The sequence below is a fragment of the Alteromonas sp. I10 genome (genome assembly GCF_003201515.1).
Lineage (GTDB): Bacteria > Pseudomonadota > Gammaproteobacteria > Enterobacterales > Alteromonadaceae > Alteromonas > Alteromonas macleodii.
Genome location: NZ_QJJN01000004.1, coordinates 257,384 through 272,498, shown reverse-complemented (window position 1 = coordinate 272,498; position 15,115 = coordinate 257,384). Strand labels below are relative to the sequence as shown.

The window sequence follows — 15,115 nt, the reverse complement described above, 5'->3', positions numbered from 1 at the left end:
GCGTTACGCGCTTTCGCCCATGCTGTATGAAATTCACACAAAGGTAAAGACTCTGTTTCTTATTCAGCTAACGTGTACTGAGTTTAGAGCCGTTTAGCGGTACTCTTAAATTCTTTAAAGGCATCCTTAACCAAGTATAAAGTCGTATTGTAAGCCATTATTCTATCCAGAAAACTGAGAAAAACTGAACAACGTTAGCGATTTGCTGGCCTGTAAAAACACCTTCTGAATGCAAATTGAAGGCTGTTCTTCAAGAGAGCTGTAGCGCGTATCCAAGTGCATGGTCCACCCTCCCCTGGGTATGACAGAAGGTAGGTGAAAACGCACGTCGCTTTCACTTGCATTAACACACAAGAACCAGTGCTCTGGCTTCTGGTCGCCCGTTACACAACCTTTTATTTCCACACCAAACGCTTTGTTATGATGCGCATTCCAGTCTTCAGACGCTTTGTCAGAACCATCAGGCTTATACCAATTTATTTCTTTTACATTTCGTGAGAGCGTAAACGTATCATCGTGCAGCTTTAGTTCGCTTAACAGTGAAGAGGACTGGCGCAAACGGATCACATATTGGCAGAAGCTAAGAAAATCTTGCTTGCGCTTGTTTAATTCCCAATTCATCCAGCTAATAGGATTATCCTGACAATAGGCATTATTATTGCCATTTTGGGTGCGGCTTAATTCATCGCCACCAAGAATATGCGGTGTACCTTGCGAGAAGATCAGCGTTGCAAAGAGATTGCGCTTTTGACGCTCACGCATAGCGAGTATCTGCTCGTCATTCGTTTCCCCTTCAACACCATAATTGGCAGACAGGTTGTGTCCATGGCCATCTCGATTTTCTTCTAAGTTATCGAGATTGTGACGTTCGGCGTAGGTCACCATATCGTGCAGCGTGAACCCATCGTGATATGTCACGTTATTTACCGACGTACTGATATGTCGATGGCCTTTGTGAAATATATCTCGTGAGCCCATTAAACGGGTAGCAAAGTCCGCGGTAACGCCATCGTCTCCACGCCAGAAGGCGCGCACCGTATCGCGGTATTTATCATTCACCTCTAACCACGGAGACGGAAAGTTACCCACTTGGTAGCCGCCAGGCCCAATATCCCAGGGTTCGGCAAGCAATACTCTCTCTTTTAAAACAGGGTCGCTACTAATGGCTCTCAGCAGCCCAGATTTTTTACTATATTCTTGTGGCTCTCTTCCCAAGCATACTGCTAAATCGAAACGAAAGCCGTCAACGCCAATTACGGATACCCAGTGGCGCATGGCATCTAAAATAAGTCCCATCATAAATGGCTGCGCGGTATTTACCGTGTTACCACAGCCTGAATGGTTGGAATAAACCAATTCTCCGTTTTTCGTTTGCTCTAATAAGTACGCTTGGTAAGGGCAAAACCCCTTATAAGAAAGAATAGGACCGCCATTGCCTGCCTCTGCTGTATGGTTAAATACCACATCAACAATGACCTCAAGTCCGGCTGTATGATAAGCATCTACCATAGACTTTAGTTCAGCAAGCGCGTCTGACACACCGTAGCGTGGTTCAGGCGCAAAAAAGTTAACCGGGTTATATCCCCAATAATTAGTTAAGCCTTTCTCTGTTATAAATGGTTCAGGCATGAATGAGCACAACGGCATAAATTGCACCGTGGTTATGCCTAATGCTTTGAGATGCTTGATGACACTCGGATGGGCAGCACCGATAAATTTGCCACGGTGTTCTTTAGGTACATCGGGATGGAGTTTTGTTAGCCCCTTAATATGTGCTTCGTAAACTACTCGCTTGTGTTTCGGAATAACAGGCGCGCTAACATGACTGGGCGCATAGTCATTTTGATCAATTACTATGCACTTGGGGATCATAAACTGAGAGTCGTGTTTGTATTGCCTAGCGTCCCATTTTATTGCGCGACTAATTTTCTTGGCGTAAGGGTCGATTAGCAGTTTGTCGGTGGGTACCGCATGTAACCCTCCCTCACCGCGTTCTACGCGATAACCATAGTATTGTCCTGCGCTAACGCCGCTGTAACGACCGTGCCAAACATCACCAGTTTTCTCAGGCAAAGGATGCTCACTCACCGCCTCTTCTGTGTCACTATTGAAAAAACACAACACGACCGCCTTCGCATCGGGCGCGTATACGGCAAAATTACAACCATCTTGTGTAACTGTTGCGCCAAGTGGATATGCCTTTCCTATTCCACTTTCTACAATTAGTGCGGTGTCTCGAATTTCGTTCACTTGGTTCTCAATTTATCTCTTCACTAGGGCGTGTCGCTCTAGTCGGATTAATCCACATTGGTAACATAAAATACCGTGGCTAGCGGCGGTAACGTGATTTCTGCAGAGTGAGTACGCTCATTCCAAGGTATGGTTTGCGTATTAACAGTAGAAGCAACGTCGTAGCCACTACCCCAATATGCACCATCATCAGTGTTTAGTGCTAGCGTTAGCGTGCATGCATCATCTACGCCTATTCTGAAGTTCTGACGTGGCACAGGCGTAAAATTAGATACCACATATACTTTTTGCTTCGCATCTTTTGACATGCGAACAAATGAAACCACGCTTTGGTCTGCATTATTGTGGTCCAGCCAAGCAAAGCCCCCTGGTTCGTGGTCTTGCTCGTAAAGCGCTGGCGTAGACGTATAGAGGTGGTTGAGCGCCTTATAAAGCGCTTGAATGCCTTTGTGTTTTTCGTAATCGAGCAAGTGCCAGTCTAAACTACTGTCATGGTTCCATTCTCGTGCCTGCGCAAGCTCGATCCCCATAAAGTTAAGCTTCTTGCCGGGGTGACCGTACATAAAGCCCGCGTAACAACGCAGGTTAGCGGCTTGCTGCCATTCATCGCCAGGCATTTTGTGCAGCATACTGCCTTTGCCGTGTACCACTTCATCGTGCGAGATAGGCAGCACAAAGTTTTCGTCAAACGCGTAAACCATGCTAAAGGTAATATCGCCATGGTGATAGTTGCGATAGGCAGGGTCTTTAGCGATGTAGTGTAATGAGTCGTGCATCCACCCCATGTTCCACTTAAAGCCAAAGCCCAAACCACCATCAAATACTGGGCGAGAAACCTTGGGAAACGACGTTGATTCTTCGGCAATTGTCATGGCGTCTGGGAAGTGCTTGTACACTTCTTCATTCATCCATTTCAGTAAGCTGATGGCTTCGTAGTTTTCGTTGCCACCATCCACATTCGTGATCCACTCTCCGTCATTGCGTGAATAGTCGAGATAAAGCATGGATGCCACTGCATCAACCCTGAGTCCATCAACGTGAAATTTGTCTAGCCAAAACAGTGCGTTTGCAACTAAAAACTGACGAACTGTGTCTTTGCCGAAATCGTAAATGCAAGAATTCCAATCCGGATGCCAACCTTTCCTCGGATCTTCATATTCATAAACACAAGAACCATCAAATCGCGCCAAGCCATGGCCGTCTTCCGGGAAATGTGCAGGTACCCAGTCGATAATTACGCCTATACCTGCTTGGTGAGCCTTATCAACAAAGTATTTAAATTCATCTGGGTTTCCAAATCTACTCGTTGGTGCGAACATTCCCACGGGCTGATAGCCCCACGAACCGTCGAAAGGAAACTCGGAAATAGGAAGCAATTCAACGTGAGTGTAACCCATATCGCTGACGTAGCTTATTAAGTCATCGGCCAGCGCTTTATAAGTAAGATAGCGCGCATCAGTTTCAATACCCGGGCGCTTCCAAGAGCCAAGGTGCACCTCATAAATGCTCATTGGGCTGTTGTATTTATTTCCCTTTCGCTTTTCCATCCATGCACTATCATTCCACTCATAGTTATTGTGGTTGTAAATTTTCGAAGCATGAGAAGGATACTGCTCTGCACTGAAGCCCAGCGGGTCAGCCTTGTGCGGTAGGTCGTGGCCGTGTGAATCTTTAATGTGATACTTGTAGCGCTCTCCCTCTGCGAGTTCTGGCACAAACAGTACCCAGTATCCCATAGAGGTCTTTTCCATAGGATGCGTGCGGCCATCCCACTGATTGAAATCGCCAATGAGCGACACCGTACTCGCATTGGGCGCGAAAACGCAGAACCTGACACCTTTTATCGCATCGCCTTTTGAAGAAGTGAGTGTTAAAAGTTGCGCGCCCGCTTGCTCGTACAAGTTTGAAGGCTTGCTATCGATGTAATGTACCGCATGATACGCCTGCTCGGAGAATTGATAAGGATCGATATAGCCCTTGTCGTCATTCAAACCTTCGGCGATAACGCGATAAACCTCACCCTGATATTCTTTAGGCAGTGGTGTTTCAAAAAGACCATTTTTGGAGGTAACGGTTACATTTGCTAGCGCTGCATTCTCCCATTCAATCGTTATCTTGCTGACATTAGGACGCCAGACGCGAAGTACCGACTTCTGCTGATTTTTAACTACACCTAAATGGGAAAACGGCTGAGAACATAATACCTGTTCAAACTGCTGCGCTAATTGCATTCGCTACTCCTAGTAAAAACCCGCATGGCAGCGGGTTGAATTGAGAGCTTAAATGCGTTGTTCACACTTAAGCTCTATCAAGTACCGTCTTGGTACTTTATCTTACTCGTTTAAGTTACCCAGGCAACCGCCTATTATCATTTCTTTGATAATGGCAATTAACCCTGACTTGCTTGCTTTCTGGCATGAGTAAGTTTAGACGCCAACTCATTTATATCATGTCTATCGAACATCGACTCGATATTCTCTGTGAGTTTTCTTCGCCAGTTTGGATACTCGTCGAAAGTACCAGGAATATTGACCGGCTTATCCATTTCTAACCAGTCTTCCAATTGCAGGCTCAATAATGCGCTCGAGCCACCTGCCATATGCACTTGCATACCGTTATTCAGTTCGCGATTCATACCCGTATGATTAACATCGCGGCCTACATTGTCGCCAATTGAACCGTGGCCGTGCAACGTATCAAGTATTGCCTGTTTATTTTCATGACGATCCGCATAAAGCGTTTGAAGGATTTCTTCTGTTGGATAAAGCCCTATTTCTTTGCCTAGCTCTAAATCTAAACAGTGCCAGTAACCAATCAGCGTTGGCATATCGTGAGTAGTCAACGTTGACATAGACTGAACAGGGTAATGGCTAGGTGAGAAGAAACCACCGTCTTCCGCTTGTTCGAAGAAAAATACGCGGTATGAGTACACGCCATTATCAGCAAGCTTGCTGCGAATTTCTTCGGGTACAGTACCCAAGTCTTCACCGATAACCAGGCTCTGATTGCGGTGACTTTCTAGCGCTAGAATACCGAGTAAATCGTCTACAGGATAATAAACATAGCCGCCATCTTTAGCGTTATCGCCTTTCACAACCCACCATAAACGCAGCAACGCCATGACGTGATCGATACGCAATGAGCCTGACGACGCCATGTTAGACGCAAACAGGTCAATAATGGGCTGGTAACCCTGTTCATACAGCTTACGAGGGTCCATAGGCGGCAACCCCCAGTTCTGGCCTAGTGGGCCCAAGATATCCGGTGGAGCACCTACACTTGCGCCTGTGCAGTATAGGTCTTTGTTACCCCAAATTTCCGCACTTCCTTCACTAACGCCTACCGCCAAGTCGCGATAAAGACCAATGGTCATGCCTGCATCAGTAGCTTTGTTGCTTGCAAGCTCAAGCTGTTGGGCGGCAATCCACTGTAGGAACAAGTAAAATTTGACGTCTTGTTCGTTTGCACTCTTAAACTTAGCCACGGCTGGGTTGTAGTAGTCTTTGTATTCTTGTGGGAATACCGGCCATCCCCAGCTGTCTTTACCTTCAGCTTTTAGGTGCGATTGCAGGGCGTCGTACACCGCTAACATATCTAAGCTTTCACCGCCCGCTTCTACGAAGGCTTTAAACGCCTTATTTTGCTTTGTGCTTTTACGAAGGTATTTGGCATCGTAAACATCAAATACTGCTTTAAGCGCAGCCAGTTTCACATGGGCGACTGCCTCGTAGTCTACATGTTCTACGTTACGTGCATGTTCAAGCGTGGCTTTAAACTCATCACTGCTCACTACCGCTTGTACTGATGCATCGTCATAGCCGTCAATGGCAGTCACATCGATATACAAATAATTAAGCCAGCGACGTGAGCTTGGCCCATAAGGCGAGCACGCGTTGGGGTTTGCAGGGTAGAGCGCATGAATAGGATTAAGTCCGATAAAGTCTGCGCCCACACCAGCGGCTTTTTCAATAAGCAGTGCTAAATCAGAAAAATCACCAATCCCCCAGTTCTTTTCACTGCGAACGCAGTAAAGTTGAACGCTTAAGCCCCATATTTTTTTGCCTTTTTTAATCTCGTTTGGTGTGTAGCAGGCTTCAGGTGCCACAATTAAACGAGAACGCGCAAACTCATCGTCATCAGCGCTTAAGGCTACATCGTGATAACCAAGGGGCAAATCTAAAGGCAGTGTTACTACGTATTCATGAAACTCTACATCGTCGATATGCGCCATCGTCGTCATTTCTTGGTCAACTGGCGTAAATTGATGAGTGAGCACGTCACCATTTTCACAGGTGACCGTGAGCGTGTGATCATCGTTCACTAACTCGATAGGCAAACGAACAGCTAGATTAATTTCTTGGGTATTGCGAACTACTTGAACAGGATTTAACGGCGACAACCATACCGACTTTATATCTTGTGTAATTTGTGACTGAATTTTTTCATCACTGCTGGTGTCATAGCCAAGTGTGTTAAGCAGTTTTGCTTTACTTGATTCTGCGATGGTTGCTGGCTTTCCCCATGCGTCGACGTATTGGGTTTCAATTCCCCGCATTTCAACCAGTTGTTGCAGAAGTTGTTGTGTCATGGTGTGTCATTCCTGTTATTCGGTAAAAGACGCAAAGCAAATTAAGCATAGTGCGTCTACAAACAAATTTTTAACATTATTCTAGAAACAAGGGCTTGGCGATATCTGAATACGATTGCAATAGCACTTATTCGTAATTTTGCAACACTTTGGCTTTTTATTTTGCTAATTATGGCATTTTGATCCATACTTTACGTAATTTATTTTCATTTTATTTAAATAATCGGGGTACGTTATGACAATTCGCATCGGTATCAATGGTTTTGGCCGTATTGGACGCCTAGTAATGCGCGCAGCAGCAGAGCGCAACGACATCGAAGTTGTTGCAATAAACGACTTACTAGACACGGACTACATTGCTTATCTATTGAAATACGACTCGACTCACGGTTTATTCGACGGTGAAGTTACAGTAGATAACAATAGCCTAGTTGTAAACGGCAAAACTATCCGCATTACATCTGAAAGAGATCCAGCTGCACTTAAGTGGGATGAAGTAGACGTTGACGTGGTTGTTGAATCAACAGGTCTGTTCCTGACTAAAGAAACTGCCGCGAAGCACATCGAAGCTGGCGCGAAGAAAGTTGTTATGTCTGCACCTTCTAAAGATGACACGCCTATGTTCGTTATGGGTGTTAACCAAGAAAGCTACGCTGGCGAAACTATTGTTTCAAACGCGTCTTGCACAACTAACTGTCTTGCTCCACTTGCCAAAGTGCTTAACGATAAATTTGGCATTGTAGACGGTTTGATGACAACGGTTCACGCAACAACTGCAACACAGAAAACGGTAGACGGTCCTTCAATGAAAGACTGGCGTGGTGGTCGTGGTGCTGGTCAAAACATCATTCCATCATCAACCGGTGCAGCAAAAGCAGTAGGTAAAGTTATCCCTGAGCTTAACGGCAAGTTAACAGGTATGGCTTTCCGTGTACCTACGCCAAACGTTTCAGTAGTAGACCTTACTGTAAACCTTGCGAAGCCTGCTAGCTACGATGAAATTTGTGCAGCAATGAAAGAAGCTTCAGAAGGCGAGCTTAAAGGTATCATGGGTTACACAGAAGATGCGGTTGTGTCTAACGACTTCCTTGGCGACGCTCGCACATCGGTATTTGACGCCACTGCAGGTATCGCACTTACTGATACATTCGTTAAACTCGTTTCTTGGTACGACAACGAATGGGGCTACTCAAACAAGGTTCTAGACCTTGTGGCTCACATTTCTAAGTAATTAACGGTATTAAGCTAAAATAGTTAAACTATTCACGCTAAAGTTGAGTTAATCTAAAGGTGTAAACACGGCGTTTGCACCTTTTTTGTTTTTCGTGGTCGTAAACACGCATAATAACGATATTCCAGCGACATACGCTTTCCCGTCGCTTACCCTTTGTTGTTTTCTTATTAGTCCAAGGAGGGCTTATGCCACCTGTGAGTTCAGTTACCGTTAGTGAGTCTAATGGACTTACCTTTTTAGACGTAGATAATGCGTTTGCCTCTGCGCGTATTAGCCTATTTGGCGGTCATATCTTGTCTTATGTGCCTAAAAGCGATGGCAGAGAGCGTCTTTGGGTAAGCCCCCATGCTTACTTGAACGGAGAGCGACCTATTCGCGGTGGTATTCCGGTGTGCTGGCCTTGGTTTAGCGATGATCACGGTCGAGAAAAAGGTGCCCTCCCCGCTCACGGCTTTTTGAGAACACAAGTGTGGAAGCTGATTAATTCAGAAGATACAGAAAGCGGAACAACGATTACGCTTTCGCCAAGTTTTACCCGAGCTGAAGGTTTTGAAAACGATTGTAACGTGACCATGGTAATTACCGTTGGTGAGACGATGGACGTCGCGCTAACTACAGAAAATACGGGTGTTGTACCATTCGAATTTAACTGTGCGCTACATACATATTTCCACGTTGACCACATTCAACATACCCAAATAACTGGAATTGAAGGTCAATATAAAGACAAACTTGACGACTGGGGGCTTAAGACGACACCGAGTCCTTACACCATCACAGGCGAAACGGATCGCATTCATGTTGCGCCGATTAAAACTGCTGAGATTGAAGTCGAAGGCAGCGTGTTTACAGAAGTAATATCTGACGGTAATGACTCTTTGGTTGTATGGAACCCGTGGTTAGGCGCAGCGTCTATTTCAGACATGGACCCCTTTGGCTATAAGCATATGTTGTGCGTAGAAACATCGCTAACTCAGGGAAAGACACTGTCCCCCGGTGCTAGCCACACACTGAAACAAACTATTGTTCCGAAGTAAATTATTTGAAGTGCAAGCGCAATTTCGCTGACACTTCGAAAGGTAGACAGTCGCAGTTCACGATCAAGAGATATAAAAAAACCTGCCAATGAGCAGGTTTTTTCATTTAAAGGTTCAGCAAATTACTGTTTAGCACCCGCAACAGCTTCTTTTGCTAGCTGCGTAATACGCGCCCAGTCACCTGATTCAATTGCGTCGTCAGGGGCAAGCCACGAACCACCTACACATTTAACGTTGTTAAGCGCTAAATAGTCATTGTAGTTGTTTGGACCAATGCCACCCGTTGGGCAAAACGTCACATCAGGGAAAGGACCACTGATTGACTTAATGGCTTTAACGCCACCTGAAGCCTCTGCTGGGAAGAATTTCATGTGGGTATAACCCGCATCTTTACCCTTCATCAAATCAGAAGTTGAAGAGATACCAGGGATAAGTGGAATTTCTGAATCCATACCCGCTTTTAGCAAATCAGCCGTCATACCTGGGCTAATTGCGAACTTAGCGCCAGCTTCAACTACCGCTTTAAGCTGCTGGGCGTTAGTCACGGTTCCAGCACCAATTAGCGAGTCAGGCACTTCTTGTGCAATTCGCTTAATCACGTCAATAGCAGCAGGGGTACGTAGCGTTACTTCTAGTACTTTAATACCACCTTCCATCAGCGCTTTTGCCAGAGGAACCGCTTTTTCTACGTCATTGATTACCAAAACAGGTACAACTGGACCGGCCGCAAAAATTTCCTCTGGAGAGTATTTCCATTTCGTTGTCATAATTTAGCTCGCTGTATTTTGATTCAGATATGCAGCCGCACCCAATAAACCATGATCAGGTTCTGCAATTAAATAGGTGGGAATGTCTTTCACGTAGTGCTTCATTTGCCCTTTCGCTTCAAAACGCGCTCTAAAATCGCTATTTTGAATAAATTCAGGGAAACGGTTAGCAATGCCACCACCAATGAAAATGCCGCCCGTGGTTGCCATGTTAAGTGCTAAATTACCCGCAAAGCTTCCCATAATTCGGCAGAATTGGGTAAGCGTCGCTTCAGCAATTTTACAGGTACCGTTCAGCGCAGCGTCAGTAATTTGAGCCGGCTCGGTAAATACAACTGGTGCTGATGCGTGGTTTGCTAGCGCGGTGTAAATATTATGCAGGCCGCGTCCAGACATTACTTCTTCAGCAGAAGCACGTCCTAAGGTAGATTGAAGGTGACGCCATACGACAACATCGGTTTCATCTACCGGTGCAAAGTCTACATGACCACCTTCACCGTCCAGCGTCTGCCAGCCCGTTGAGGTCATTGTAATATGCTCAACACCCAATCCTGTACCAGGTCCAAAAACAGCGATATTGCCATTTTCTTTCGCAGTGCCTTCGCCAATTTGTACCACTTGCTCTTCGCCCAATACAGGCAAAGAGTGCGCTACGGCAGTGAAGTCATTGATAACGAACAACGCGTCTAGTTTAAGCTGAGAGCGAAGTGCATTTTGAGAAAATGCCCAGCTGTGATTCGTCATCTCGACTTGATCGCCCAATACTGGACATGCAATTGCAATACAACCTTGCGAAAAGCTGTATTCCGGCATGTCGCTAAAGTACTGCGCGATAGCGAGGTCGATGCTGGCGAAATCATTACACATGTATTTTTTGATGTCGGCTACACCTGACTCGGTTACCCTTGCAACACGAATATTCGTACCGCCAACATCAGCCACAAACTTCTGGCTCATTATGCTTGCTCCTGCGTGTAAAACAGTGAACATGCACCCTCTTCTGCACCCGTCAGAATAGCGCGCATACCCGCAAACATTTCACGTCCCATTCCAACGTGATGCTTAGCTAAGTTCGCTGGCGCTGCTTCACGTGCAGCCAGTGTTTCATCGTCCACATGCAGTGTTAGTGCACCAGTTTGTGTGTTTAGCTCAATAATGTCGCCCTCTTGCACTTTAGCAAGTAGACCGCCTTTATAAGCTTCTGGAGTCACGTGGATAGCTGCAGGAACTTTACCTGATGCACCAGACATACGACCGTCAGTAACTAGCGCCACTTTAAAGCCGCGATCTTGAAGCACCCCAAGAGGTGGCGTTAAGCGGTGAAGTTCTGGCATACCAATCGCTGAAGGACCTTGGAAGCGAACAACTACAATGCAGTCTTTGTCTAGCTTGCCAGACTTAAACGCGTCATCGAGTTCAAACTGGTCTTCAAACACAACCGCTGGAGCTTTGATATTACAGTGAGGCGTGCGAAGTGCTGAGGTTTTAATAACGCCACGACCAAGATTGCCGTCAAGTACACTCAAACCACCATCTGGCTTAAACGGTGCGTCAACAGTTGCTAGCACTTCTTTATCAAGGGATTCAGTTGGGCCGTCTCGCCATTCTAATTCGCCGTCTTTAAGCACAGGCTCTTTCGTGTAGAAGTCTAAGCCTTCACCACAAATAGTCTTAACATCGTTATGTAGTAGACCCGCATCAAGCAACTGTCTAATTAGCAATGACATACCACCTGCTGCAACAAAGTGGTTAATGTCAGCTGAGCCATTCGGGTAAATGCGAGTAAGAAGAGGCACAGCATTAGAGATATCTGAGAAGTCGTCCCAATTTACGATGTAACCTGCAGCGCGTGCTACCGCAATAAGGTGCATGGTGTGGTTAGTAGAACCACCCGTAGCAAGAAGACCTACAAGGCCGTTCACAATGGCTTTTGCATCTACAATGTGACCAATTGGCGTATAGTTGTCGCCAAGGTCAGTTAAGCGTGTTGCTTGAACCGCAGCCGCTTTTGTTAGCGCGTCGCGCAAAGGTGTGCCCGGATTAACAAACGACGAACCCGGAAGGTGCAAGCCCATCATTTCAACCACTAGCTGATTCGAGTTTGCCGTTCCATAGAACGTACAGGTACCAGCAGAGTGGTAAGATTGAGATTCAGCTTCAAGCAACGCGTCACGCCCTACTTTACCTTCGGCAAATTCTTGACGAACACGGGCTTTTTCTTTGTTTGGAAGACCCGATGGCATTGGACCGGCTGGCACAAAAACGGTTGGCAAATGACCAAACGTTAGTGCGCCCATTAGTAGCCCAGGAACGATTTTGTCGCAGATACCTAGCATCAGTGCGCTATCGAACATGTTGTGAGAAAGCGCAATGGCAGCCCCCTGAGCAATGTTATCACGGCTCATTAGGCTTAAGTCCATGCCAGACTGGCCTTGTGTAACACCATCACACATAGCGGGTACGCCACCTGCGAACTGGGCTACGCTGCCTACCTCTTTCACTGCATCCTTAATGAGCGCAGGATACGTCTCGTAAGGCTGGTGCGCTGAAAGCATATCGTTATACGCAGACACAATTGCCACATTGGCTTTGGTCATTGAACGAAGATCTGATTTTTCGCTTGTTCCACATGCTGCAAAGCCGTGAGCAAGGTTACCGCATGACAACACACCACGGTGTGGTCCTTGACGTCGTGCACTCTCAATTTTTTCTAGATACGCCTTACGCGTTTCTTTACTACGCTCGATAATTCGTTGCGTAACTTCAGCAATTTTTGGATTCATGTTTGTCTCCTATGGCGCCCACATCAAAGTAACCGGCGCGCGGTTAACTACGGCGGTGATGGGCTTTTGCGCTTCGGTGGCATTTTCAATAGCATCAAGTAAGACTTGTTTTTTCTTCTCGCCTGTTAAATGCAAAAAGATATTACGGCTATTGAGTAACGCTGGTAGCGTTAATGAAATACGTTGATGAGGTGCTGTTGTAGGTTGAACAGCGATGCAGGTTCTGCCGCTGCTCATATCTAAGCCGTCAAGTACTTGTTCAGAGCAAGGGAAAAGTGATGCAGTGTGACCATCTTCCCCCATGCCAAGAATCAATGCATCAAAAGGTTGTGACATGCTAGCCAGATTTGACTCTGCGGCATTTACGCCTTCGTTTGCATCATTAGCATCGCTTTTCAATTCGATAAAACGAGCTGCTGCGGCTTTATTTTGAATTAGATTATTTTTGACTAGGCTGGTGTTGCTGGCCTCGTGGCCCTCTTCAACCCAGCGCTCGTCGGCAAGGGTGATATCAACCTTATCCCACTCAAGTTCGGTTTCACTTAGTTGTTTAAAAAGCGCCAGCGGTGTACGACCACCACTAACGACAAGCGAAGCTCGACCGCGAGTTTTAATACCTGTTTTTAAAATGCTGACTAAGTCTTGCGCAAATGCATCAGTCAGCGCATCAGGTGTTTCAAATGATAGAGTTGTTAACGCCATATTACTTTTTCTTCCCTGTTTTACTCTCGTACCAGCTGCGATTTTCGCGAGCAAGAAGACCTATAGAGTCTACCGGCCCCCACGTACCTGCTTGATACGGTTCTGGCGGCTCACTCGATTGCTTCCACGCTTCAAGAATTGAGTCTACCCACGTCCAAGCTTGCTCAATTTCGTCACGACGAACGAATAGCGCCTGATTACCCAACATAACTTCAAGAAGGAGTTTTTCGTATGCGTCAGGAATACGCTCATCGGCAAACGCTTCAGAGAAACTTAGGTTTAACTTGGATTTTTGTAGATCCATAGAGCCTGAGCTGGTTAAGCCAGGTACTTTATTCATTACGGTGATTTCTACACCTTCGTCTGGCTGTAGACGAATAACGAGCTTATTGGGTGGGAGATTCTTGAAGCTGTCACCGAACAAGTTGTGTGGCTGACGCTTGAAGTAAATAACAACTTCACTCACCTTAGTTGGCATGCGCTTACCTGTGCGTAGGTAGAACGGCACACCAGCCCAACGCCAGTTGTCAATTTCCGCTTTAATAGCAACAAAGGTTTCGGTTTTACTTTGCGTATTAGCACCTTCTTCTTCAAGGTACCCAGGCACTTCTTCGCCCTTCACGAAACCAGAGGTATACTGACCGCGTACTGTGCTGTCATTAATATTAAACGAGTTAATCGGACGAAGTGCTTTAAGCACTTTCAATTTTTCGTCACGAATGCTGTCAGCGTCGAGCGTTGTCGGAGGCTCCATCGCTACCAAACTTAAAATTTGTAGCAAGTGGTTTTGCACCATATCTCGCATTTGACCCGCGTCGTCAAAGTAACCCCAACGCCCTTCAATACCCACTGACTCTGCAACTGAGATTTGAACATGGTCAATGCAGTTGTGGTCCCAGTTAGTAGCAAAAATAGAATTGGCAAAACGCAGTGATACTAGGTTTAGTACTGTCTCTTTACCAAGGTAATGGTCAATGCGGTAAATTTGCTTTTCGTCGAAGTATTCTGCAACTTGCTCATTGATCACTTTTGACGATGCCAAATCGTGACCAATTGGCTTTTCTAGCACAACGCGAACGCTTGAGTCGATAATTTTGCAGCTATGCAGGCCACGACAGATATCACCGTATATCGCCGGTGGCGTCGCTAGATAACACACCATGGTGCGGCTTGGGTCAACGTGGTCGTCTAATACGCAATAGCTTTCAACGTCCTTCATGTCTACGCATGCATAGTGCAAACGTGCTTTCATTTTTTCCCAAGTGGCTTCACACAAGTTCTTCTCGCCAAACTTGATTAGGTTGGCATGAACTTCTTCAATATAGGCATCCAGCTCCATTTCTTGACGCGCAACACCCACAATAGTGGTGTCTGGGTGCATCAAGTTTGCTTTTTCAAGCTGATATAAAGAAGGCAACAACTTGCGTCGTGAAAGATCTCCCAGTGTACCGAAAAGTACAAAATCACAGGGTTCGTAGGAATTATCCAATACCATATTCGTCGACCTTTTAAATGTATGTGTCCGCGGCGTATTGTACAGTTATTTACAACACTAACGACTATTTTTACCGTATAGTTAACACCAAATGTAGTAAAATTACAACTTGTACCAACTATAGGATCTGAATCTTTACTGTTTCCCTCAGTTTACCCTCATTTAACCCGATTGAAATAACAAAAATTGTCAAAAAATTACATTTTTCTTGTCACAGACGTCACATTGGGTACTATTACGGGTGTACCTTACAATAAAT

Annotated in this window: 10 protein-coding genes; 2 read left to right on the top strand and 8 right to left on the bottom strand. The window is 45.8% G+C overall.

From position 1 onward, the window contains the following. Nucleotides 1–162: 162 nt before the first annotated feature. The 3 genes from glgX to malQ form a co-directional block, all read right to left on the bottom strand. The gene (gene glgX / locus BZA03_RS10175; protein ID WP_110288705.1) at nt 163–2,250 is read right to left on the bottom strand and encodes a glycogen debranching protein GlgX; all 2,088 of its coding nucleotides are present in this window, start codon (nt 2,248–2,250) and stop codon (nt 163–165) included. 47 nt (nt 2,251–2,297) lie between these two features. Then, nucleotides 2,298–4,481, bottom strand: coding sequence for a 1,4-alpha-glucan branching protein GlgB (glgB, locus tag BZA03_RS10170; RefSeq protein ID WP_110288704.1), 2,184 nt, complete (start codon nt 4,479–4,481; stop codon nt 2,298–2,300). Nucleotides 4,482–4,639: 158 nt separating this feature from the next. Then, nucleotides 4,640–6,838 (bottom strand): 4-alpha-glucanotransferase, encoded by a 2,199-nt coding sequence (gene malQ / locus BZA03_RS10165; RefSeq protein WP_110288703.1) that lies wholly within the window; start codon nt 6,836–6,838, stop codon nt 4,640–4,642. 235 nt (nt 6,839–7,073) lie between these two features. Between malQ and gap the strand changes: the two genes are divergently transcribed. After that, nucleotides 7,074–8,069: a type I glyceraldehyde-3-phosphate dehydrogenase gene (gene gap, locus BZA03_RS10160; protein WP_014976817.1), complete on the top strand. Its 996-nt coding sequence runs from the start codon at nt 7,074–7,076 to the stop codon at nt 8,067–8,069. Between the two features lie 188 nt (nt 8,070–8,257). Next, on the top strand, nt 8,258–9,109 hold the full coding sequence (locus BZA03_RS10155; protein WP_110288702.1) for a D-hexose-6-phosphate mutarotase: 852 nt from the start codon (nt 8,258–8,260) through the stop codon (nt 9,107–9,109). A 122-nt stretch (nt 9,110–9,231) separates the two neighbouring features. Here the strand turns inward: BZA03_RS10155 and BZA03_RS10150 are convergent, their stop codons facing one another. Genes BZA03_RS10150 through zwf form a run of 5 tightly spaced genes read right to left on the bottom strand, consistent with a single transcriptional unit; the run spans nt 9,232 to nt 14,856 of the window. Next, nucleotides 9,232–9,876, bottom strand: a complete 645-nt coding sequence (locus tag BZA03_RS10150; RefSeq protein ID WP_014949849.1) for a bifunctional 4-hydroxy-2-oxoglutarate aldolase/2-dehydro-3-deoxy-phosphogluconate aldolase — start codon at nt 9,874–9,876, stop codon at nt 9,232–9,234. Between the two features lie 3 nt (nt 9,877–9,879). Beyond that, on the bottom strand, nt 9,880–10,833 hold the full coding sequence (locus tag BZA03_RS10145; RefSeq protein ID WP_014949850.1) for a glucokinase: 954 nt from the start codon (nt 10,831–10,833) through the stop codon (nt 9,880–9,882). Beyond that, nucleotides 10,833–12,659, bottom strand: a complete 1,827-nt coding sequence (edd, locus tag BZA03_RS10140; RefSeq protein WP_014949851.1) for a phosphogluconate dehydratase — start codon at nt 12,657–12,659, stop codon at nt 10,833–10,835. The genes BZA03_RS10145 and edd overlap by 1 nt, the downstream gene beginning before the upstream one ends. Nucleotides 12,660–12,668: 9 nt before the next feature. Continuing rightward, nucleotides 12,669–13,361 carry a 6-phosphogluconolactonase gene (gene pgl, locus BZA03_RS10135; RefSeq protein ID WP_069944511.1) on the bottom strand — a complete coding sequence of 231 codons (693 nt, stop codon included), beginning with the start codon at nt 13,359–13,361 and terminating at the stop codon, nt 12,669–12,671. 1 nt (nt 13,362) lies between these two features. Beyond that, nucleotides 13,363–14,856: a glucose-6-phosphate dehydrogenase gene (gene zwf, locus BZA03_RS10130; RefSeq protein WP_014949853.1), complete on the bottom strand. Its 1,494-nt coding sequence runs from the start codon at nt 14,854–14,856 to the stop codon at nt 13,363–13,365. Nucleotides 14,857–15,115 lie beyond the last annotated feature (259 nt).

Excerpts from the sequence above, each read along its gene's own strand:
- BZA03_RS10145 (WP_014949850.1), bottom strand. The coding sequence starts at position 10,833 with ATGAGCCAGAAGTTTGTGGCTGATGTTGGCGGTACGAATATTCGTGTT.
- zwf (WP_014949853.1), bottom strand. The coding sequence starts at position 14,856 with ATGGTATTGGATAATTCCTACGAACCCTGTGATTTTGTACTTTTCGGT.
- BZA03_RS10155 (WP_110288702.1), top strand. The coding sequence starts at position 8,258 with ATGCCACCTGTGAGTTCAGTTACCGTTAGTGAGTCTAATGGACTTACC.
- pgl (WP_069944511.1), bottom strand. The coding sequence starts at position 13,361 with ATGGCGTTAACAACTCTATCATTTGAAACACCTGATGCGCTGACTGAT.
- malQ (WP_110288703.1), bottom strand. The coding sequence starts at position 6,838 with ATGACACAACAACTTCTGCAACAACTGGTTGAAATGCGGGGAATTGAA.
- BZA03_RS10150 (WP_014949849.1), bottom strand. The coding sequence starts at position 9,876 with ATGACAACGAAATGGAAATACTCTCCAGAGGAAATTTTTGCGGCCGGT.
- gap (WP_014976817.1), top strand. The coding sequence starts at position 7,074 with ATGACAATTCGCATCGGTATCAATGGTTTTGGCCGTATTGGACGCCTA.
- glgB (WP_110288704.1), bottom strand. The coding sequence starts at position 4,481 with ATGCAATTAGCGCAGCAGTTTGAACAGGTATTATGTTCTCAGCCGTTT.
- edd (WP_014949851.1), bottom strand. The coding sequence starts at position 12,659 with ATGAATCCAAAAATTGCTGAAGTTACGCAACGAATTATCGAGCGTAGT.